We start from the raw sequence: 22,450 nt of genomic DNA on the forward strand, positions 1-22,450 counted from the left end.
GCTGGGCGGGGGCGCGGCTGCTGGAGGTGGCTTGGGCGCCGCCGTCGGGGACGCTTTTGGCTTGGGCGCGGCCGAGCGCGGCGGCGTGGCGAGCTCGGCCTTGGCGGGCTGGGCTGCGCTCTGCGGGGGCGCGACCGGCGTGCTGTCCGGTTTGCTGCCCGAGGTGCTGTCCGGTGTCCTGGCCGAGGTGCTGTCCGGTGTGCTGCCGGAGGTGCTGTCCGGTTTGCTGCCCGAAGTGCTGATCGGTTTGCTGGCCGAGGTGCTGGCCGGCTTGCTGCCCGGTGTGCCGAGGGGCGCCGGGACGCGCGCCTCGGTGCCGCTGAGCTCGACGATGATCGGTGGGCTCGGGATTCGCTCGCTCGGCGCCGCGTCACCCTCGACGACGTAGCCCAGCTGCCTGCGGCCGTCGGCGTACGCGCCGCTGACCGCGAAGGCCAGCAGCGCGCGCAGATCGGCGTCGGCGGCCACAAGATCCGACAAGGTGGAGGGGCCGTCAGACCCGGCGAGGATCTCGATCGCGGTCTCGAGCTCACCGCTCAGGAGCAGGCCGACGCGGTCACCCGCGCGCCGGACCCAGGCCCGCAGGACGCGGCTGTCGAAGCGCTCGGTCTCGTGGTCTTTGAAGATGTTGCCGATCTGCCGGGCGACGCGGATCGGGAGCTTGCGCCCGAGCTCGTGGCCGAGCTTGCTCAGAGGATCGCTGGCGTTGCGGGCCGCTTGCTTGCGGCTGCCGTGGCGTGGGTGCAGCGCCAGGAGCATCGCCGAGGTGATCGTCGAGAACCTTGCGCGGTCGAGACCGGCGACGAGCACGACCTCGGGGCGCGTGTAGTAGAGCGCGCGGGCGAGGGCGAACACGAGCGCGCCTCGCTGCGCTTCGCTGGCATCGCGTGCCTTCGGGCCCGCGATGATGATCGGGGGCAGCTGACAGCGGGCCTCGGCCCAGGCGCGCGCGGGGAGAGGCTCGACGGCCTCGCGGGCGTCGAGGGCGGCGTCGGCGACGAGCGCGACCTTGGTCTGGCCGAGGCGGCGCAGGACCTCGCGCCAGGCCTTGGCGAGGGCGCTGTCAGCGACGGGCGAGACCCGGGCCGCGGTGTCGAACTCGAGCCGGCCCAGCTGATCGCCGAGCAGGTTCTGCCCGGCCTCCCACAGGTGCGAGAGCGCCGGGCTGACGCCGCCGTCGCTCGGCAGCTCGCCCGTGACCGCGGCGATGTCGAGCTCGTGGGTGTCGCCGCTGAGCGTCTCGCAGTGGTCCGCGACGAATTGCTTGGCGTCTTCGTCAGCGGGCTCGACCAGCGCGATGACCGAGTACAGCGCGCGCGCGCGCTGGAGCTCCCCGGCGGCGCGGTGGTGGCGGGCGAGGGCGCGGAGCGAGGGCAGGTAGAGCGGATCGTGGCCGAGGAGGCCGCGGTGGTTGGCGAGCACCTTGTGCTCGCCCGTGGCCTCGCCGGCCTCGCTCAAGCGCTCGTACAAGCTCGCGAGCTGCTTGCGGTGGTCGAGGCCGAACTCGGAGCGCTCGGCCTGGCGCATCTGGGCGGTCAGCCGCGCGGCCTGCTCGAGCGAGGCCGCGGCCTCGGCGGGGGCCCGCTCGTGCTGGAGCGCGGCGAGTCGGATCAGCAAGGTCACGCGCGCGCGGAGGTCTTCGTCGGGTTCGGCTGGCTCGTCGGCCCCGGCCCCGCGGGGCTCCGCGTCCGCCTGCTCGAGCTGGCTGAGGAAGCTCGAGACCAGCGGCTGGAGCTCGTCGGTCCGGCCGGCGGCCTCGAGGACCTGGGCCTTGGCCAGGACCGCGGCCGACGACAGCGGGGCCAGCTCGACGGCTCGCTCGGCGTAGGCCGCGGCGAGCTCGAGGCTGGGCTGGGGGCCCGACTCGCCGAGCGAGGGGCTTGGGGCGGCCGCGGCCGGGCCGTCGGTGGAGCTCGGACCGGAGCCCTCGCTGGCCGCAGGCTCGACGCGCTCGGGCAACGCGACGTGGACGCCCTCGAGCAGCAATTCGAGGCGCTGCTCGTCGGTGGTCTCGCGCAGCAGCAGGCGCTCGAGGCAGCGCAGCGCGAGGGAGCGATCGTGGACGGCCGAGGCCCGGAACGCGACCTCGAGCTGGGCGAGCTCGAGGACCGGCGTCGGGCTGTCGGACACGAGCACCAGGCCCATGCGCACGGCCTCGAAGGCCTCGCGCTCGAGCTCGGCGGTCCGGGCTCGACGCTCGCTGGCGGTCAGCTCGCGGCCGCCGTCGGCCTCGCCCGCCTCGCCGTCCGCGACCAGCTGGGCGGCGTCATGAAAGAGCATGCCCGCGTCGACCCAGGCCGAGCCGCGCTCGTGGGGCTCCTCGAAGGTCTCGGCCAGGCGCGCGGCGTAGCCAGCGGCCTCGATGAGGTCGCCGCGCTCGCGCAGCCACGGGACGATGGCCGCGAGCGCGCGGCGGTTCTCGGCGTCGAATTCGAGCGCGCGCAGGAGCCGGGCCTGGGCCCGCTCGGGCTGCTTTCCGCCGAGCTCGCACTCGCCCGCGATCGCGTGGATCTCTGCGGCGAGCTTGGCGTCGCGCGGGGCGAGGACCTGGGGACGACCGAGGTCATCCTGGCGGGCCTCGAGCCGCTGCTCGAGCTGGTCGACGGCCGTCATCACGTCCCGGGCCCGCCGCGCGCCGAAGCGGTTGCGGACGACCGCGAGGCGGATCGAGAGGTCATCGGGATCGTGGCGCAGCGCGGTGGTCAGGCGCCGGTAGGCCTCGCCGCTTCGATCCGCGGCCTCGAGCGCCCGGGCGAGGAGGACCAGGCCCTCGACGAGGTGACCTTGATCGCGGACCAGGGTCAGGGCCTCGACGGCGCTCTCGAGCTGCTTCTCGGCCTCGGCGAGGTTGCCCGAGTCGAGCAGCAGCTCCCCGAGCCCGAGGCGGGCTTCGGCGTGGTCGGGATCGGTCTCGAGCGCGGCGTTGAACCGGGCCCGGGCGGCCGCGACGTCGCCGGTCGTGCGGTAGGTGATCCGGCCGATCTCGGTCAGGAGCTTGGCCCGGATGCTGCTCCCAGCCAGCTCGGCCAGCTGCTCGTCCATGAACGCCGTGGCCCCCTCGATGTCGTCGGCGTCGATCCGGAGGCGGACCAGGCCCTCGATCGAGCGGGTCAAACGCGTGGCCCAGTCTGTGTCGTCGCCGGACTCGGGCGCGCTCGCGCTGGGCTCGACGCCGCGCTCGCCCTTGGCCAGGGCGAGGACCCGGCGGTAGGCGGCCTCGGCCCGGTCGGGCTCGTCGAGGCGCTTGCGCGCGATGTCGGCGGCCTCGAGCACGCCGTCGGGCTCGCCGAGGCGCTCGAGGCCGTCGACGAGCAGGGGCATGTCATTGAGCGCGCGCGCGAGCTTGGTCCGCAGGGTCAGGAGCTCGTGATCGTCGGCGCTGAGCTCGAGCGCGCGCTCGACCAGCTCGAGCGCGACCGCGTGGCGCTTGCCCTCTTCGTGGACGACCCGGGCGAGGGTCAAGCTGAGGTCGCGGATGCGCTGACGCAGCTCTGGATCCTGCTCGGCGTCGGACTCGTGCTCGGCGCGGAGCCGGTCGACGCGCTCGCGCAGCAGGGTCACGCCCTCTTCGAAGCGATCGGTGCGCCGATAGAGCCGGCTGAGGCCGAGGGCGACCTCGTCGTCGTCGGGCACGTCGTCGGCGAGCTGCTCGAGGGTCTCGGTCGCGGCGAGCTCGTCGCCGAGCCCCTCTTGCAGCGCCCGCGCCTTGACGACCAGGAGCTTGACGCGCGCGGCCTGGCGCTCGTCGTCGCTGAGCTCGACGTCGACCGAGATGTGGTCGAGGCGCGCGTCGAGGATCGGCAGCAGCTTCTCCCAGCGCGAGGTCTCGAGGTACAGGGCCTGGAGTTGGATCAGCGCGCGCTCGTCTTCGGGCCGCAGCTCGCGGTAGTCGTTCCAGGCGTCGATCGCCCGATCGGGCAGGGCGAGCTGCTCGGTGTAGACCTCGGCGATGCGCGCGAGGTTGTCGGCTTGCAAGTCCGGATCGAAGAGCGACTCGTTGGCGGTCCGCATGGCGTCGATCGCCTGGGGCCACTCTTCGCGGCGCAGGAGCAGCTCGGTCACGCGGGCGTGGACTTCGGGGCGCTCGGGGAAGTCGCGGACCAAGAAGCGCAGGAGCTCGAGGGCGTCGTCGCTGCGCGCGCTGCCCTCGTAGAGCTCGGCCAGGCGCAAGCTTCGCTCGACCCGCTCGCCGTCGGCGAGCTCGTTGCGCTCGGCGTTGAGCAAGTCGGCGTAGGTCTCGATGTACTCGGGCCGACGCTCGAGCCGCTCGTAGACGACCAGCAGCTTGCGCAGGGCCCCGGCGTGCGCGGGGTTGACCGCGAGCACCGCTCGGTAGCGGGCCTCGGCCGCGTCGAGGGCCTCGTCGGACTCGTGGAAGGCGGCGATGCGGAGGTTGAGGGCGACGACGTGCTCGGGCAGCGCGGCCTCGCTGAGCAGGTGCGACCAGGCCCGCAGCAGCCGCGGGCGCGCGTCGTGGCGCTCGGCGAGGGCCTCGAGGCTCGCGACGCTGGCGGGCTGCTCGGGGATCAGCAACAGCGCGCGCTCGTGCGACACGAAGGCCCGCTCGACCAGCTGCGCGCCGATCTCCCACAGCCGCGCGCAGGCCAGCTGGACCTCGACCTTCTGGGCCTTGTTGGCCGTCGGCAGCTCGGCGTAGGCCGCAGCCAGCTCCTCCCACGCGCTCGCCACGCTGGGCCGCTTGGGCAGGACCGGGCCGGCGGTCTGTGGCAGCTGCGGGAGCCCTTGGGCGAGATCGAAGTCGTCGTCGGCGGACGGGGCCGTCGGCGTGGCCGCTGGCTTGGGCAGCGGGATCGTCTTGCTGCCCAGGCGCTCCGTGCCAAAGTCGAGGCTCGGGTCGAGGGTGCCGGGGATCGAGTTCTTTCGGGCCTCGCGCCGGGCCTTGCGTGGATCGGCGAAGCTCCCGATCTCGCCGCTGACCGAGGCCGACTCGAGCTCGGCCGAGGACATCTCTTCGATCGGGCCGCCGCTGACGTTGGTCTCGAACTCTTCGAACTCGTCGAGCTCGTCGAGCTCTTCGATCTCGTCGATCAGCTCGACGACCGACTGCTCGGTCGACTGGATGGCGCCGAGCTCCTCGACCCGGGAGATCTCGATGACCTCGGACACGTTGTCGATCAGCTCGACGCGCGAGACCTCCTCGACGATCGACTCCTCGCTCGGCAGGACCTCGACGCGCGAGATCTCGACGACGGCCGAGTCGCCGCCCGCGAGGTCGATCGGGGCGACGGCGGTCAGCTCGTCGTGGTCGCCCTCGCTGTGGGGGTCGTCGTACTTGGCGACGACCGACTCGGCCGAGTCCGCGCCACCGGGCGGGGTCAGGTGCTGGGGGTCGAGCCGCGCGCGGGCCCACAGCTTGCGATCGTGGAGCTCGGGCGCGGGCACGCTCGGGCTGAGCACGGGGTCGTTCGGGAGCGCGGGCCCGCCGTAGGTCCCGACGAGGCCCGCGAGGCGCCACAGATCCGCGTGGGGATCGCCGAGCGGACCCTCGAGCGGCGGGAGCCCCTCGCAGCGCTCCGGGTCACCGCCCTCCGCCGAGCCGCCCGGTGCCCGACGCCAGGCCTCGAGCCGAGCCCGCAGCGCGTACTCGGCCCGACCGAGCTTGTGCTCGTAGAGGTCGGCGATCTCGACCAGGAGCTGGGCCTGGCCGTCGTTGTCGGTCGCCTGCTCGAGCTCCCAGGCGGGGATCAGCATGAAGCGGTGCCAGAGGTCGTAGCGCGACGCGAGCCGCTCGGCCTCGTCGCGCGCGCGGTAGTGGAGGCGGTCGAGGGTCAGGATCCGCAGCCACTCGCCGAGCGCTCCGGTGCCGTCGTCGAGGCGCTGCTCGCGAATCTCGGCCCGCTCGATCAGCAGCGTGATCTTCATGCTGTCGTTGGGGGCGTTGGCGATCAGCTCGCCGAGGGCGCGCAGCTCGACGAGCGCGCCGACCTTGACGCCGTCGTGGGCGCCGCGCTCGGCGTCCTCGTCGACCCGCGCCGCGAGCTCGCGCAGGCGCGGGATGATCACGTCGCCCTCGCTGTCGAGGGTCACGCCGCGCAGGAGCACGCGCATCGAGGAGATCGGGTCCTCGAGGCGCTCGTCGACGATCTGTGCGGCCTCGGCGAGGGCGTCGACGGCCTCGATGCGCTGGCCCGCGCTCGCGCGCTCGTGGGCGAGCGAGGCGTGGTGGTCGGCGAGCTCGCGCCACAGCTCGTGGCTCTCGGCCAGGTTGATGGCGATGTCGAGGGCCTCCTCGGCGAGGGACTCGTCGCGCTCACCGAGGTCCTGCCAGGCCCGGCGCATGGTCGCGAACGCGGCCCGGGGATCGTCGAGCTTGCGCTCGTGGATGCGGGAGATCGCGCAGTGAGCGTCGAAGCGGCCGAGGGCGCCGTCGGCGTGCTCGAGCCGGTGCTCGGCGAGGGCGAGGAGCGCGTCCCACAGCTCGTGGGACTCGGCGATGGTCTGGATCCGGCGGGTGACCTCGTCGTCGTTGGGGACCTGCTGGAGCGCGCGCTGGAGATAGCGCACGGCACGCTTCGGATCGTCGAGCTGGTTCTCGGCGATCTCGGCCGCGCCGATCATGCGCTCGACGAGCTCGAAGTCGTCGGAGAAGGTCTCGCGCTCGAGCTCGCGCTCGCTGACCTCGAGCAGCGCCGTCCACAGGCCGTAGCCCTCGGCGAGCTTGCGGAGGCGGCGGAAGCCCTGATCGAAGTCGAGCTGCTGCTGGCGGGCGATGAAGTAGCCGCGCCGGGCCCAGGCGAAGGAGCGGTCGGCGTCGTCGAGCTCGTTCTCGGCGATCCGCGAGGCCTCGGTGCAGATGTCGAGCTGGCCGGCGACGTCGCCCATCTCGGCCAGCCGGTTGAGGCGCAGCTCGTCGATCTCGAGCAGCTCCTTCCAGGTCCCGTGGGCCTCGGCGAATTGCTCGATGTGGTCGCGCAGCTCGGGGTCGGTGGGATCGATGCCGCTCGCCCGCCGGAGCAGCTCGAGCGCGCGGTTGCGGTCGCCGATGCCGAGGTCGGCGATCTCGGCCATGCGCCTCAAGGTTGCGATCTGTTGGTCGGGGTCGTGGGCGACGAGCTCGAGCTTGCGCGCGAGGGAGCGGAGCGCGTGCTCGAATTCGCCGAGCTCTTCTTGGAGCTCGGCGAGCTGGGCGTGACCTTGGGGATCGCTGGGGAACTCTCGCAGCTGGCGCTCGGTCGCGCGCATCGCCGCGCGCTTGTTGTCGACCGCCTGCCAGGCCGAGACGATGAGGCCGTAGAGGTAGCCGCGCTGCTCGGTGTCGCTGGTCCCGAGCAGCATGAGCTCGGCGTGGCCGATGAGCTCGGGGCGCAGCTCGGCCTCGCGGTAGGCCTCGAGCAGCGAGCGGTTGACCTCGGCGTCGCCGGGCCGAAGCGTGCGCGCGATCCAGGCCAGGACCTCGGCCGCCTCGGCCGGGTCGTCGACCTGATGGAGCAGGATCTGGGCCTGCTCCCACGCGAACGCGAAGGCCTCTTCGTCGCTCGCGGCGATCTCGCGCAGCTTGCCGAGGATCTCTGCGAGGCCCTCGTAGTCCTCGTCGATCCGGTAGAGGGTCGCGAGGGCGTCGAGCGCCCGGCGGTGATCGGGGCGGATCTTGATCACGCGCTCGTAGGCCGAGCGCGCGAGCTCGGGGTCGCCGAGCCCGGCCTGGGCGAGGTAGCCGAGGCGCAGGAGGTAGTCGAGCTGGCGAATGATCGGGGTCTTGCTCGACGCCGCGGCCCGGCCGAGCAGCTCGGCGAGCTCCTCGAAGCGCCCGGCCGCGTCGTAGACCGCGACCATCTTGTCGTTGACCTCGAGGTTGTCGGGCTCGAGGTCGAGCAGCCGCGACCAGTAGTGGGCGGCGCGCTCGGGATCCTGGAGGCGGTTCTCGGTCACGCGCGCGAGTCGGCGCAGGATCTGGGCCTTGCCCGTGGCCTTGCCCGTGACCTTGTGCTCGCGCTCGAGCGCGGCGACGAGCAGCTCGAGATCGTTGGACTCTTGGGCCAGGATCTGGAGCCGGTGGAGGGCCTCGAAGTCGTTGCCGGTCAGCGAGAGGATCTCTTCGCAGGCCCACATCGCCTCGGGGAAGGCCGCGAGCTCGTGGTGCCACAGCTCGGCCATGCGCCGCAGCAGCGAGATCCGCTCGGTGTCGCTGCGGGCGATGTCGTACTGCTGACGCAGCAGCGCGATCACCTGGTTGTGGTCGCCGGCCCGATCGTAGAGGGCCGTGAGCGCCCGGGTCGCCGTGATGTCGTCGGGCGCGAGGTAGAGCATCTCGCTGTAGAGCTCGATCGCGCGCTGGGGGTTGACCTGGCGGTCGCGGTAGATCTGAGCGAGGCGCTTGATGATCTCGAGCCGCTTGCGCGGATCTTGGGTCCGGGCGAGCTCGGCCTCCTGGACCCGGACCATGTTGTCCCACATGCGCGTCCGCTTTTGGATCCGCGCCATCTGTTCGCGGGGCCGGGGATCGTGGGGGTAGGCCTGGGCCATGCGGGTCCAGGCGTCGATCGCCCCGTCGACGTCGCCGAGCCGCCGCTCGCAGACCTCGGCGAGCTCGACGTACTCCTCGGCGAAGGCGTCATCGTCGAGCGGGCTCGGGTGACCGGCGTGGGCGGCGTCGGTCGCCTGATCGATCTGGTAGAGCACGAGGTCGCGCAGCGCCCCCCAGGCGTGCTTGCGCCGAAAGTGCTCCTTGTAGCCCTCGAAGGCCTCGGGGTCGAAGGGCTCGCGCTCGAGGACCTTGAAGTAAAACAGCGCCGCGCGCTCGTGGTCGTCGAGCTGGTGGTGGAAGACCTTGGCGGCCTCGAGCAGGCTCGCGGTCGGGACCGCGTCGCCGAGCTGCTCGATCCTCCATTCCAGCAAGGTCGCGAGCGCCGTCCAGTCGGCGCTGTCGCGATAGATGCGCTCGAGCGCGAGCCAGGCCTCGCCGTCGGCGCTCTGATGCTGGCCGGCCTCCTCGTAGCAGACCCGGGCCTCCTCGCGGCGCTGGAGCCGTTGGTCGAGGTTCTCGGCCCGGCGCAGGAGCACGCCCACGCGCGGCGGGCCCTCGGCGTAGGTCAGCACGTGGCGGTAGTGATCGTCGAGCTCCATCCAGTGGGCTTGCTCGGCGAGGAGCTCCGCGAACATCTGGCCGGCCTCGAAGTGATCGGGGCGCAGGCTCAAGGTCCGGCGCAGGAGCTTGAGCGCCTGGCCCTCGTCACCGGCCGCGCGGGCCAGCTGCGCGGCCTTGAGGAAGATCGCCGAGGCCTTGGCCATGCCCTCGTCGCTGGCCTTGCCCGAGCCGAGGTAGAGGGTCCCGAAGGCCCGCAGCGCCTCGAGGTTCTGGGGCGTGGTCTTGATCGCGGCCTGGAGGTGGCGCGCGGCGCTGGCCAGATCTTGGTGCTGCTCCGAGGCGATCTCAGCCAGGCGCAGGTGGAGCTGGCTGATGCGGGCGGCGACGGCTGGATCTGCGGCGTAGCTCGGGTGGGCCTCGAGCTGCGAGAGCTCGGCCTCCATCAGTCGAGACGCGCGCTGCCAGGCCCCGGCCGCGAGGTGAAGAACGATCAGCTGATCGCTGGCCTCGGACAACATCGGATCCTGGGCCAGGGCCTGCTCGTAGTGCTCGACGGCCTCGCCGATCGCGTGGAAGCGGGTCCGCTGGAGCTCGGCGTAGCCGTAGTGGAGCCCGGCCAGGAGGGTGGGTTGGGCCCGGCGCGCCCACGCCATGCGCCAGCGCAGCAGCGTGGCCAGATCCTGAGCTCGGTCCTGATCTTGGTAGGTCAGGTACAGGCGCTCGTAGGCGCGGTCGTTCTCGGGCTGGGCCAGGAGCGCGCGCGCGAGGGCGTGGACGGCGGCGTCCTGGTCGCCGACGCGCTCGGCGAACAGCTCGTAGGCTTGAGAGGCGAGCTCTGCGACCTTGCTGTGCTTGTCGGGCTCGCCGGCGATCGCCGCCGCGTGCTCGACGAGCAGCTTGGCCATCGAGGACCAGTCGCCGAGCTCTCGGAGCTTGCGCCGCGCCCGAGCGAAGGCGCGCTCATCGCCCAGCTTGGCGCGATAGTCCTCGAGCGCCTCCGCGTCGTTGTCCGCGCGAGCGGGCAGGGGACAGGGCAGGGCAGAGTCCGGAGCAGCCATGGTCAGTCGTTGGCGCGAGCTTCGACGCGCGAGTTCGAAGCCAGCCTTCGCGGTCGGCACGGTACCATGGGAGCCGGTCGGCAAGCAGCGCACGCGCCCCCCTCGATCGATTGGGCCGGGCGCGGGACGTGAGCCACACTCCACGGTGAACCCGGGGAGATTTCGTGGCACCGTCGGCCGCGGGGCCATGGCCTTTGGCCAGGTCCCCAAGTAGGTTCGGGCCACCCCCGTCGATCGTGCGCGAGCGCAGCCAACAGCAAGTCGAGGCCACGCAGGGCAGCTCCAGGGCCGAGACCGTCTCGCTGCGGCTGGCCAACGGCGTGTGGGTCTTGGCCCTGCCGACGCCCAAGCCGGCCCGCGGCTACCGGGGCGTGGCGTCGGTTCAGCTGTGGGTCGCGGCCGGGGCCGCGGCCGAGCGCAAGCGTGAGCACGGCTGCGCGCACCTGCTCGAGCACATGGTGTTCAAGCCCTACCTCGACGGCCAGGGGCGGCGGCGCGATCTCGCGGGGGTCGTCGAGCAGCTCGGCGGAGACGTCAACGCCTTCACCTCGCACGACGAGACCGTGTTCCACGCGACGGTCCCCGCCGACGCCTGGACGACGGTCATCGAGTCCATGGTCGGCGCGGTCATCGGGCGCGAGTTCGACCCGGAGCTGCTCGCGCGCGAGCAGGACGTCGTCGTCGAGGAGATCCGGCAGTACGCCGACGACCCCGCCGCGCGCAGCGTGCAGGCGATGATGGCCGATCTCTACGGCCAGCACCCCTACGCCCGCTCGGTGCTCGGCGAAGAGCACGAGGTCCGCGCGCTGACGCCGGGGATCTTGCGTGGCTGGGCAAAACGTCAGTATCGGGGCCAGCGCGTGGTCCTGGTCGTGGCCGGGCCGATCGACGTCGTCGAGCTCGAGGCCACGGCCCGGCGCCTGCTCGAGGGCCTGCCGCCCGGCGGCCGCCCCCGGGCCAAGGCCCAGCCCGAGGCCCCGCTCGAGCCTCGCGTTCGGATCGTGCGCGACGACGTCCAGGAGGCCTACCTCCGCCTCGGCTGGATCGGCGGGGTCGCGCTCGACCTCGACGCGGTGGCCCTCGATGTCGCCGCGGTCGCCCTCGGCCAGGGGGAGTCTTCGCGCCTCGCGCTCAGCACGCGCCGCCGCGAACAGCTGGTCTCGGATGCCTACGCCAGCTACCTCGCGGGGCTCGCTAGCGGGACCTTTCTCGTCAGCGCCCAGGCCGAGACTGGCGCGGTCGAACGCGCGACCGAGGCCCTGCTCGACGAGGTCGAGGCCCTCGGCCGCCACCCGCTCGAGCCCGAGGAATTCGCCCGGGCCCGGGCGCTGCTCCAAAGCTCGCTCGTCTATCGGCGCGAGACCGTCCAGGGCCAGGCCCACGCGCTGGCCTACTTCGCGGCGGCCAGCGGGCAGCTCGAGGCCGAGGCCGAGTACTTCGAGCGTCTCGCCGGGCTCACGCCCGAGTGTGTCCGCGTGGCCTGCGCTCGTCACCTTCGTCGAGATCGCGCCGCGATCACGATCTTGATCCCGCGCGAGCGCGTCGAGGCGCGGGCGGTCCGGTCGATGACTGGCCGCCTGGTCCGTCGCTGTCGGCGCGGGCCCGCGCCGATGATCTCGGCCCTGCGTCGGGCGCCAACTTGCGACGCGAGCGGCACCTGGCACGCGACCCACCGCTGCGGCCTCCGGGTCGTCGCGCGCCCCGATCCGAGCGTGCCCGTGGCCGCCGGATGGCTGGTGTGGCCCGGCGGGCTCCGGCTCGAGTCGGCCCGCGACGCCGGGATCTCCTCGCTGAGCGCGGCGCTGCTCAATCGCGGGACCTCGACCCGCGACGGCGACGCGCTCGCCCGCGAGATCGAGGGTCTCGCCGCGGTCCTCGACGGCTTCTCTGGCCACAACAGCGTCGGGCTCCAGGCCGAGAGCCTCGCCGAGCACCTGCCCACGGTCCTCGCCCGGGCGCTCGAGTGCGCGATCGAGCCCGGCTTCGCGCCCGAGGAGGTCGAGGAGGCCCGGCGGATCGTGCTCGCCGATCTCGAGGCCGACGCCGACGACCTCGGGCACCTCGCCTACCGGCGGATGCTCGGCGCGCTCTACGGGCGTCACCCCTACGGTCGCGACTTGCGCGGCACCGCGGCCAGCCTCGCGCGCTTTGACCAGGCCAAGATCACGCGCAACTGGGCGCGCCACTATCCGATCGGTCGCGCGGTGCTGTCACTCGCCGGGGCCTTCGATCTCGACCAGGTCCTCGCCGAGCTCGACCACCTGCTCGCGCCGCTCGGGCCCTTCGCCACCCGCGACGTCCCGGCGCCGATGCCGAAGTGGCCAGGCGGCCCGCCGACCTGGCCGCGGCGGCCGATCGAGCAGGTGATCGAGCGCGAGCGCGAGCAGGGCCAGTGCGTGATCGGCTTTCCGGGCCTCGGCCTCGGCGAGCCCGAGAACGAGGCCCTCGACGTGCTGTGCTCGGTGCTCGGGGGGCAGTCGGGCCGCCTGTTCGAGTCGCTGCGCGAGCGCGAGGGGCTGGTCTATCAGGTCGGCGCGAACTCGAGCGAGCACCTCGACGGCGGCCACGTCGTGTTCTACGCCGCCGCCAGCCAGGACAAGCTCGCCGCGACCCGGCTCGCGATCGAGGCTGAGATCGCGCGGATCACCTCTGAGTTGATCACGACCGAGGAGCTCGATCGCGCCAAGCGGTGGTTGATCGGCCAGTTCGAGAGCGGCCTCCAGCGACGCAGCCGCGTCGCCGCGCGCATGGTCTTTGGGGAGGTCTACCGACTCGGGGTCAACCATTACCTGCGTTACCCCGAGCGAGTGGAGGCGGTCGAGCGCGAGCAGATCCTCGCCCTCGCCCGGCGCGTGCTCGACCCGAGGCGTCAGGTCACCGTCCTCGTGCGGAGCGGGGGGGCTCGCGGTCGTTGATCGGGCAGGGCGTGGGCTTGGGGCTCCGCGCATGGCCGCAGGAGGTCCGAGTACGGGGCGTCGCCTCTCGATTTGGGGGGCAGAAGGCTCTTGGTGTCTTGTTGCCAGGTCGGTCGGATTCCCGTCGAAGTTGCTTTTCGTACGGCGATACCCCGAACTCGGACCACCTGCGACCTTTGATGCGCTCATCTCTTGGCGAGGGGTGACTCTGCTCTTCTGGACTGGCGAGCGGGGGGTCTCGCGGTTGTTGGTGGGGCAGGGCGTGACCCTGAGGCTCCGCGCATGGCCGCAGGAGGTCCGAGTACGGGGCGTCGCCTCTCCATCTGGGGTGCAGAAGGCTCTTGGTGCCGCATCCCCAGGTCGGTCGGATTCCCGTCGAAGTTGCTTTTCGTACGGCGATACCCCGAACTCGGACCACCTGCGACCTTTGATGCGCTCATCTCTTGGCGAGGGGTGACTCTGCTCTGGACTGGCGAGCAGCTGCTCGGCTCTGCGCTGGACTGGCGGGCAGCCTCGCGGTTGTTGGTGGGGCAGGGCGTGACCCTGAGGCTCCGCGCATGGCCGCAGGAGGTCCGAGTACGGGGCGTCGCCTCTCCATCTGGGGTGCAGAAGGCTCTTGGTGCTTTGCTGCCATGTCGGTCGGATTCCCGTCGAAGTTGCTTTTCGTACGGCGATACCCCGAACTCGGACCACCTGCGACCTTTGATGCGCTCATCTCTTGGCGAGGGGTGACTCTGCTCTGGACTGGCGAGCAGGGGGGTCTCGCGGTTGTTGGTGGGGCAGGGCGTGACCCTGAGGCTCCGCGCATGGCCGCAGGAGGTCCGAGTACGGGGCGTCGCCTCTCCATCTGGGGTGCAGAAGGCTCTTGGTGCCTCGCTGCCATGTCGGTCGGATTCCCGTCGAAGTTGCTTTTCGTACGGCGATACCCCGAACTCGGACCACCTGCGACCTTTGATGCGCTCATCTCTTGGCGAAGGGGGGCTCTGCTCTGGACTGGCGGGCAGCCTCGCGGTTGTTGGTGGGGCAGGGCGTGACCCTGAGGCTCCGCGCATGGCCGCAGGAGGTCCGAGTACGGGGCGTCGCCTCTCCATCTGGGGTGCAGAAGGCTCTTGGTGCTTTACTGCCATGTCGGTGGATTGGGCGTCGCAGGGGCTTTTCGTACGGCGATACCCCGAACTCGGACCACCTGCGACCTTTGATGCGCTCATCTCTTGGCGAGGGGTGACTCTGCTCTGGACTGGCGGTCGGCTTGCTCTGGACTGGGGAGGAGGGGGGAGCGGCGACATCTGTTTTTGCCGCTCGACGACAACTGGAACTGCCGGTCGAGGTCAGCCGATCGTGCGTGCGACGCGGGGCACGGACGAACAAGACACAGCAGAGCGTCGCAGCGGGCGTGATCGTCACCGAGGGACCGTCGCCGAGCCCGCTCGCCGGGCGGCGGCGGAGTGGGTCGACCCTCTGAAAATCGACCTCAGCGCAGCGCGTGGGCCATTCGATTCAGGCAGATTTGGGCCGAGCGCAGCGCGTGAGCCACTCGAGACAGCAGACGGTCGCAGCGGGCGTGATCGTCACCGAGGGACCGTCGCCGAGCTTGCTCGCCGGGCGGCGGCGGAGTGGGTCGACCCCCCTGAAAATCGACCTTGGCGCAGCGCGAGGGCCATCCGATTGAGGCAGATCTGGCCCGGGCCCAGCGCGTGAGCCACACGAGTGACCCGAAAACTCGACTGTTTGAGCCCCCCGAGCCACCGGATCGGCTCGAAAATTGGACGAGCTCACCACGCGCGTCGTCCGAGCGACCAGAATTTCGATCCGAGCTCGCCCCGCGAGACACTCGAGCGTCAAAAAAATCGGCCCGCACTCGGCGAGCGGGCCGGTCGAGCGCCTCAAAAATCGACAGCGGCTCAGCGCGGCAGCGGACCGAGCGAGCGAAAATTCGACCCGAGCCCCCCAAACGGCGCAGTCGAGCGACGAAAAATTCGATCCGAGCGCGGTCCATGGGCTGGTCGAGCGACCTCGAATTCGACTCGCGTTCGAAAAACCGGCCGGTCGCCTGACGCGAAGGTCGACGACAGCGGACAACGAGGGGCAGTCCGGTCGCGATTTGGTGGGGCGCTACCAGTCCAGCGCAGAGTCGACCCTCGCCAGCCCAGCGCAGAGTCCCCCCTCGCCAACAGATGAGCCCCAAGCCCAAGCAGCGCCCGCTCCACGACCGCGAGGCCGCCCGCCCGCCCAGAGCTCGGTGCCCGCCAGTTCAGAGCAGAGCCCCCCTTCGCCAAGAGATGAGCGCATCAAAGGTCGCAGGTGGTCCGAGTTCGGGGTATCGCCGTACGAAAAGCAACTTCGACGGGAAGCCGACCGACCTGGGGGTGCGGCACCAAGAGCCTTCTGCACCCCAGATGGAGAGGCGACGCCCCGAACTCGGACCACCTGCGGCCCAGCGCGGAGCCCCAAGGCCAAGCAGCCCCCCATCAACAACCGCGAGGCCGCCCGCCCAGAGCTCGGTGCCCGCCAGCCCAGCGCAGAGTCCCCCATCGCCAAGAGATGAGCCCCAAGCCCAAGCAGCCCCTCATCAACAACCGCGAGGCCGCCCGCCCGCCCAGAGCTCGGTGCCCGCCAGCCCAGCGCAGAGCCCCAAGGGCCCATCAACGCCGCGAGCCTGCCTGCTAGATCATGCTCAGCACATAGATGTCATAAATCGCGTGCGTCCAGACCGCGACCGCGAGCCCGCGGACCTGGTAGATCAACGCGAAGAACACCCCAGCCAGGGTCCGATACACGAACGCCGCGAACACAAAGGGCTCGCCCGAGGGGCCGAGGTGGTGGGCCAGCGAGAAGCTCAGCGACGAGATGAGCAGGGCCGCGACCCAGGCTTGTTTCTCGCCCATGGCCCCCGCCAGCAGCCACGAGAGCCCGCCGACGCCGACCAGCCTGAAGATCAGCTCCTCGTGGAGCCCCGCGCCCGCCGAGATCACGATGACATCGAGCAAGGTCAAGCCCGAGGCCAGCGCCGCCGAGAGCTCGCCGCTGGCCGAGAGGCCCGGGACCAGCTCGACGAAGTGGTGCATCACGAACAAGATGATCGAACCCATCGACAGGGCGTAGAAGGTCGACTCGGCCAGGACCGGCACGAAGGCCTTGGGATCGAAGCTCTCGCGCTGCCGCAAGAGCAAGAGCAGCGCTGCGTAGGCGATCAGCATGCCGCTGAGGATCACCAGGTAGTTGCCGAGGTCGCGCTCGCACAGCTCGACGAGCGACGCGGTCACGAAGTCGACGCCGTTGAGCCCGCGGCTGAGCAGGATCCCGAGCTGGTAGACGATGAACAGCGGGAACACGAAGATCGCGCTGGTCAGAGGATCCACGCGGCCCGCGAGGTGGTTGGTGAGCGTGCCCTTGGTCGCCGGCCGCGCGGCCTTGCGGCGCGGCTTCTCGGGAGCGTCGTCGCGGGCCCTTGCCATCGTCGCCGATCCTGCGCCAAGCTCGGTCTCAGGCCCAAGAAAGCCGCGAGTTTCGAGGCCAGCACAGTCTCCCAGGACCCGAGTGAGCGAGGACAGCCCCAGCATCGGCACCGCCGCGCAGATCGCCGCGGTGTTCGTCGCGGGCGGGACGGGAGCGACGCTGCGCGTGTTGCTCTCTGGCCGCATCGAACAGGCCCTCGTCGAGCGCCTGCCCTACGCGGGCGTGCTCGTCGTCAACCTCGTCGGCTGCCTGCTGATCGGCTTCGCGTCGGCCGCGATCACGACGACCCACTGGCGCAACATCGTGCTCGGGGGGCTGCTGGGCGGGTTCACGACCTACAGCGCGTTCGCGCTGTTCACCGTCGATCTCGTCGGCCAGCAACGCTGGGGCGTCCTCGGCGCTCAGCTCGGCGCCCACCTCGTCGGTGGCGTGCTGTGCGTGTGGGCGGGGTTCTGGGCGGCGCGCGCGTTCGGGCTCGGCGTCGCGGGGGGCTGACCCACAAGACAAGACGGGCGAGGACATCGTCCCCGCCCGCACAGACAGTCGGTCGCCTGGCGCGAGGGGCTGACCCACAAAACAAGACGGGCGAGGACATCGTCCCCGCCCGCGCTGACAGTCGGTCGCCTGGCGCGAGGGGCTGACCCACAAAACAAGACGGGCGAGGACATCGTCCCCGCCCGCACAGACAGTCGGTCGCCTGGCCAGGAGGCCTACTTCTTCTTTTTCTTCTTGGCGGCGGCCTTCTTCTTCTTGGTGGCGGCCTTCTTCTTGGAAGCGGCCTTCTTCTTGGTGGCGGCCTTCTTCTTGGAGGCGGCCTTCTTCTTGGAGGCGGCCTTCTTCTTGGTGGCGGCCTTCTTCTTGGAGGCAGCCTTCTTCTTGGAGGCGGCCTTCTTCTTGGTGGCAGTCTTCTTCTTGGAGGCGGCCTTCTTCTTGGTGGCGGCCTTCTTCTTGGAGGCGGCCTTCTTCTTGGTGGCGGCCTTCTTCTTGGTGGCGGCCTTCTTCTTGGAGGCAGCCTTCTTCTTGGTGGCGGCCTTCTTCTTGGTGGCGGCCTTCTTCTTGGCGGCGGGCTTGGCCTTCTTCTTGGTCGCAGCCTTCTTCTTCTTGGCGGCGGGCTTGGCCTTCTTCTTGGAGGCGGCCGCTTTCTTCTTCTTGGCGGCGGGCTTGGCCTTCTTCTTGGTCGCAGCCTTCTTCTTCTTGGCGGCGGCCGCTTTCTTCTTCTTCTCGGCGGCGGCCTTCTTCTTCTCGGCGGCGGCCTTCTTCTTGGCGGCGGCAGCGGCTTTTTTCTTCTCGGCGGCGGCCTTCTTCTTGGCGGCAGCGGCGGCCTTTTTCTTGGCGGCGGCGGCCTTTTTCTTCTCGGCGGCGGCCTTCTTCTTGGCGGCAGCGGCGGCCTTCTTCTTGGCGGCGGCGGCCTTCTTCTTCTCGGCGGCGGCCTTCTTCTTGGCGGCAGCCTTCTTCTTGCGCTCCGCTTCGCGCTTGGCGGCGGCGGCCTTCTTCTTGCGCGCCTGCTCTTCCTTCTTCTTCTCGGCGGCGATCCGCCGGCGCTCGGCGTCGGCGGCGGCCTTGGCCTCTGCCTTGCGCTTCCGCTCGAGCTCTTTGGCCTTCTTGGCGGCGGCAGCCTCTTTTTGCTTCTTGATCCGCTCTTTTTCTTTCTTCGCGCGCTCGCGCTCGAGCTCTTTTTGCTTCTTGAGCCGCTCTTTTTCTTTCTTTGCGCGCTCACGCTCGCGCTCGAGCTCTTTGAGCTTCTTGAGGCGCTCTTTTTCTTTCTTCTTGCGCTCGCGCTCTTTCTCTTTGAGTTTGCGCTGGCGCTCACGCTCGAGCTCTTTGAGCTTCTTGGCCTTCTCGGCCTCCTTGCGCTTGAGCTCACGCTCTTTTTCTTTGAGCTCGCGCTGGCGCTGGCGCTCGGCCGCCTTGGCCTGGCGCTCTTCCTCGCGCTTGGCCTTCTCGGCCTCGCGGCGCTGGCGCTCTTCCTCGCGCTTTTTGGCCTTCTCGGCGCGGATTCGCTCGCGCTCGGCCTTCTTCTCGGCGGCGATGCGCGCTCGCTCCTCGCGTTTGCGCTGCTGCTCCTCCTCGCGCGCCTTCTTGGCGGCGATGCGGGCGGCCTCCTTCTCGGCGCGAAGGCGGAGGCGCTCCTCCTCCTTGCGCTTGCGCTCGGCTTCGCGCTCTTTGCGCTTCTGCTCGCGCTCGGCCTCCCGGCGGCGCTGCTCTTCCTCGCGGCGCTGCTCGGCCTCGATCCGCGCGCGCTCCGCGGCGAGCCGCCGCTCCTCGGCCTGGCGCCGCTTCTCGGCCTCTTCTTCGGCCAGCCGCCGCTCGCGCTCTGCCGCGATCTCTTCGGGGGTCGGGCCCATCTCGAGCTTGAGCAGGTTCCGGAGCTCCTGCTCCTCGACCGTGTCCCCGCGCAGCTCCTCGTCGTTGATCCCGCGGCCGTGCACGATCACGCGGTTGACGTTGTTGCGGAAGGTCAGCTCGACCTTGTTGTCACCGAGGACCTCGCTGACGAAGCCCACGCCGAAGCTCGGGTGGATCACGAGCTGATGCAGGCTCAGGGCGGTCTTCGGGTTGTACCGAACCGCCGAGCCGCGGTCGTAATTCTCGATGCCCTGCATCCAGTCGAGCTTCTCGAGCTTGCGCCGACGGGTCACGGAGACGGGCTCCGCATCCTCCGCCGTGCCGCGAGGCTTCTTGAACGCGTGGATGTCGCCACACACCGCGCACTGCACGCGGCGAATCTCGTCACCGTAGCTCTCGAGGATGATGTGTGACGTATCTGCCCGACACTTAGGGCAGTATCCGTCGGTTTCCCCACCATTCGAGTTGTTGCTCGAACCGCCAAAATGGCTCTCAAAGATCTGGTCCATCAGTGAAAACTCCCCCGAGGGCCTTCAAAGGTCCCCTATCACGGCCAGATCCTTCCATACAAGGACTAAAGGTCTGAAAATGTTGGAGAATTCGAATTGGCCGGCCGCCGACGGCTGCGCCGTCGTCAGGCTCAAATGCTTGAAAAGACACACAATTATGGCTTTGTTCAGGACCCCTCGCGCGGTCTGGAGATCGCGCGAACGATCCGCACCTGCGGCGGGCGGAGCGTCGCTGCGCAAGTGAGCGCGGAACATCCGGCGGGCGGACAGGCGGACAGGTCGTCAGGGGCTCGGGCTGGGCGTGGAGCCGGCGTCCGGGCCGACCGCCTCTTCGAGGGCCTCGAAGGGGTTCATCAGGTCTTGCTCGCTGCGCTCGAGGCCCATCGTCTGGATCAGCTTGCGGACCTCTTGGCCGGTGTTCTTGGCCTGGTCGGCGAGGCTGCCGAGCTCGCGGCAGACCACGCGGAAGGCCCGGCCGTGCTCGCCAGCTTGCGCCGCGATGATGTTGCCGTTGAGCGCGAGCAGCTGGAGGCGGCGGGCGACGTCGTCGATGAAGTGGATGATCGACTCCATGCTGTCGGCGCGCTCCTCGACATCGGCGACCTGATCCTCGACGCCGCTGCGCGCGGCCGCGGCGAGGAGATCGAAGTAGGCCTCCTTGTCCTGGAAGGCCTCGATCATGCCGACAGGCGCGAAGTCCTGGCCGCCAGAGGCGTGGAGGGGGCGGCAGACGGCGAGATACTCGCGCTCGCGGTACTCGACGCTGCCCTTGAAGATCTCGCGCCGTCGCAGGACGCGGTCGACGAGATCGCCGTGGGCGAACTCGCCGAGCTCTGGCGGCGTGCCCGCGTCGAGCACGGCGGCCACGGCGATGCGCCGGTTGCCGGCGTAGAGCGCGAAGCCCAGGCCCGTCGACTGGGCCATGCGCGAGAGCAGCTCGCGGTCTTTGGACATGGGTCGCTCGCCGACGAAGATCTCGTCTTCTTGGCGGACGATCGCGCCCTCGTTGTGCAGGAGCCGCTCGGCGAGGGCGGTCGCGGCCACCGCTCGGTCGTAGCTGCGTCGGGTGATGACCTCCCGAACGGCCTGATAGATTTGGCTGCTGACGTCGCTCACGCGGCCCGAGTGTACTGGTAGCGCTGGCGGTGTGGTAGGGACTCCGAACCATGACCGTCGACGGCCCGCAGAGCCCCGAGCAGTCCAGCGTAGGGGCCAAATCCAAGGGATCCGGCCCCCCACGCGTGCGGATCGCCCCGAGCCCGACGGGTGACCCACACGTGGGCACGGCCTACATCGGCCTGTTCAACTACGTGTTCGCGCGCAAACATGGCGGCCAGTTCATCCTCCGCATCGAGGACACCGACCAGGTCCGCAGCTCCGCGAGCTCCGAGCAGGCGATCCTCTCGGCCCTGCGCTGGCTCGGGCTCGACTGGGACGAGGGCCCCGACGTCGGCGGCCCCTGCGGGCCCTACCGCCAGTCCGAGCGCCTCGAGCTGTACAAGCGTGAGGTCGAGGTCTTGATCGACAAGGGCGCGGCCTACCGCTGCTTTTGTACCAAGGAGCGGCTCGACGCGCTCCGCGAGCAGCAGCGCGCGGCCAAGACCGGGCGCTTCGGCTACGACCGCCACTGCCGCGAGCTCGACCCCGCCGAGGCCCGCGCGCGGGCCGAGGCCGGCGAGCCCCACGTCGTCCGCATGAAGATGCCGACGACCGGCGAGACCATCGTGCCCGACGGCCTCCGCGGCAACATCCACCGCGACAACGCCGAGAGCGATGACCAGGTCATCCTCAAGTCCGACGGCTTCCCGACCTACCACCTCGCCAACGTCGTCGACGATCACCACATGGGCATCACCCACGTGATCCGCGGCGAGGAGTGGATCTCGAGCACCCCCAAGCACATCGTGCTCTACGACATGTTCGGCTGGGAGGCGCCGCAGTTTTATCACCTCGGGCTGCTCCGCAACCAGGACAAGTCCAAGCTGTCCAAGCGCAAGAACCCGGTCTCGCTCGACTACTACCGCGACCTCGGATACCTGCCGGAGACGCTGCTCAATTTCCTCGGCACCCTCGGCTTTTCGATCGCCAGTGACCAGGAGCGCTTCGGGCTCGACGAGATGATCGAGCACTTCGACTGGAGCCGGGTCAGCGCCGGCGGTCCGGTCTTCGATCAGCAGAAGCTCGAGGCCTTCAACGCGGACGACATCCGCGCGCTGTCGATCGACGAGCTCTACGCCCGGGTCAAGGACCGTGTCCTCGATGAGGCTCGGGTCAAGGCGCTGCTCGCCCAGGCCCAGCCGCGGATCAACTTGCTCGACGAGTTCATCCCCTACGTCAGCTTCTTCTTCGGCGGCAGCGTCGATTACACCCCGGTCCTGGCCAAGTTTCGGATCAAGAAGCGGACCCGCGCGGAGGTCACCGGGATCTTGAAGGTCTACCTCGACGAGATCGAGCGAGACGAGCGCGCGCGGGCGTTTACCGCCGAGGGTCTCGAGGCCTTCAGCCGGGAATTTTGTCAGCGTCACGAGTGGAAAGCGCGCGAAGTGTTCGCGCTGCTGCGCCTCGCAACGACCGGGCGGACCGCCGCGCCGAGCTTGTTCGACACCATGGCGCTGTGTGGCAAGGATCGCACGCGACGCCGGATCCGCGAGGCGATCGTGACCCTCGATCGTGGCGAGAGCTGGTAGCGCGCAGAGTCTGAGACGACGAAGAAATTCGGCGTCTCGATCATGTCGCTCGTGCTAGAGTCCTCTGCGCAGCCACCCTTCCCAAACGCGAAAGTTCTACCTACATCGTTCAACCAGGGTGCCGCCTCTGTTCGAAGGCGTGCAGGCCCGTTCGGCGGGAAGCCCAACGCGATTATCGTGCCACCCACCTACTTGCTGTAGGGGTTGAACTTAACCGGTGGGAAGGGAGGCTGTTTTCCTTTTCCCCCCGTGGGCGTCAGCAACTTTGCCACGCACGGCCGCTGCGCGGCCGGTCGCTCGGTCGCTGCGCTCCCTCGCTCGGTGGGCTGGTATGAGCTTCGCAATCGTTTGCGTGGCCCCCCTGAAGGGGGGCTTGAACGCGTTGCTGGTGGGGCGTTGTCGCGGGGGGGGGCGAATTCGGTGGTGGCTCCCT

General features: G+C 70.1%; 7 protein-coding genes. 3 read left to right on the top strand and 4 right to left on the bottom strand.

The window, feature by feature from the left end; all coding sequences use genetic code 11:
- Window positions 1–10,164 (bottom strand): tetratricopeptide repeat protein (locus tag ENSA5_RS08285; protein ID WP_181197513.1); only part of this gene is annotated, 10,164 nt, incomplete at its 3' end.
- Window positions 10,165–10,340: 176 nt separating this feature from the next.
- Here ENSA5_RS08285 and ENSA5_RS08290 point away from each other — a divergent pair.
- Window positions 10,341–13,019, top strand: coding sequence for a M16 family metallopeptidase (locus tag ENSA5_RS08290; RefSeq protein ID WP_181197514.1), 2,679 nt, complete (start codon window positions 10,341–10,343; stop codon window positions 13,017–13,019).
- A 2,663-nt stretch (window positions 13,020–15,682) separates the two neighbouring features.
- Here ENSA5_RS08290 and ENSA5_RS08295 read toward each other — a convergent pair.
- Entirely contained in the window at window positions 15,683–16,474 is a 792-nt protein-coding gene (locus ENSA5_RS08295) for a CPBP family glutamic-type intramembrane protease (protein ID WP_181197515.1), read from the bottom strand.
- 82 nt (window positions 16,475–16,556) lie between these two features.
- Between ENSA5_RS08295 and ENSA5_RS08300 the strand changes: the two genes are divergently transcribed.
- A complete protein-coding gene (locus tag ENSA5_RS08300; protein WP_181197516.1) occupies window positions 16,557–16,970 on the top strand; it encodes a fluoride efflux transporter FluC in 414 nt (137 codons plus the stop codon).
- Between the two features lie 215 nt (window positions 16,971–17,185).
- Here ENSA5_RS08300 and ENSA5_RS35755 read toward each other — a convergent pair whose 3' ends face one another.
- Complete coding sequence (locus ENSA5_RS35755) at window positions 17,186–19,330, bottom strand: hypothetical protein (RefSeq protein WP_146155466.1); 2,145 nt, start codon at window positions 19,328–19,330, stop codon at window positions 17,186–17,188.
- Window positions 19,331–19,612: 282 nt separating this feature from the next.
- Entirely contained in the window at window positions 19,613–20,446 is an 834-nt protein-coding gene (locus tag ENSA5_RS08310; protein ID WP_106391096.1) for a methyl-accepting chemotaxis protein, read from the bottom strand.
- A 50-nt stretch (window positions 20,447–20,496) separates the two neighbouring features.
- Between ENSA5_RS08310 and gltX the strand changes: the two genes are divergently transcribed.
- Window positions 20,497–22,017 carry a glutamate--tRNA ligase gene (gene gltX, locus ENSA5_RS08315; protein WP_106391097.1) on the top strand — a complete coding sequence of 507 codons (1,521 nt, stop codon included), beginning with the start codon at window positions 20,497–20,499 and terminating at the stop codon, window positions 22,015–22,017.
- Window positions 22,018–22,450 lie beyond the last annotated feature (433 nt).

Source organism: Enhygromyxa salina (assembly GCF_002994615.1).
In the GTDB taxonomy this organism is placed as follows: Bacteria; Myxococcota_A; Polyangia; order Nannocystales; family Nannocystaceae; genus Plesiocystis; species Plesiocystis salina_A.

Excerpts from the sequence above, each read along its gene's own strand:
- ENSA5_RS35755 (WP_146155466.1), bottom strand. The coding sequence starts at position 19,330 with ATGGACCAGATCTTTGAGAGCCATTTTGGCGGTTCGAGCAACAACTCG.
- ENSA5_RS08295 (WP_181197515.1), bottom strand. The coding sequence starts at position 16,474 with ATGGCAAGGGCCCGCGACGACGCTCCCGAGAAGCCGCGCCGCAAGGCC.
- gltX (WP_106391097.1), top strand. The coding sequence starts at position 20,497 with ATGACCGTCGACGGCCCGCAGAGCCCCGAGCAGTCCAGCGTAGGGGCC.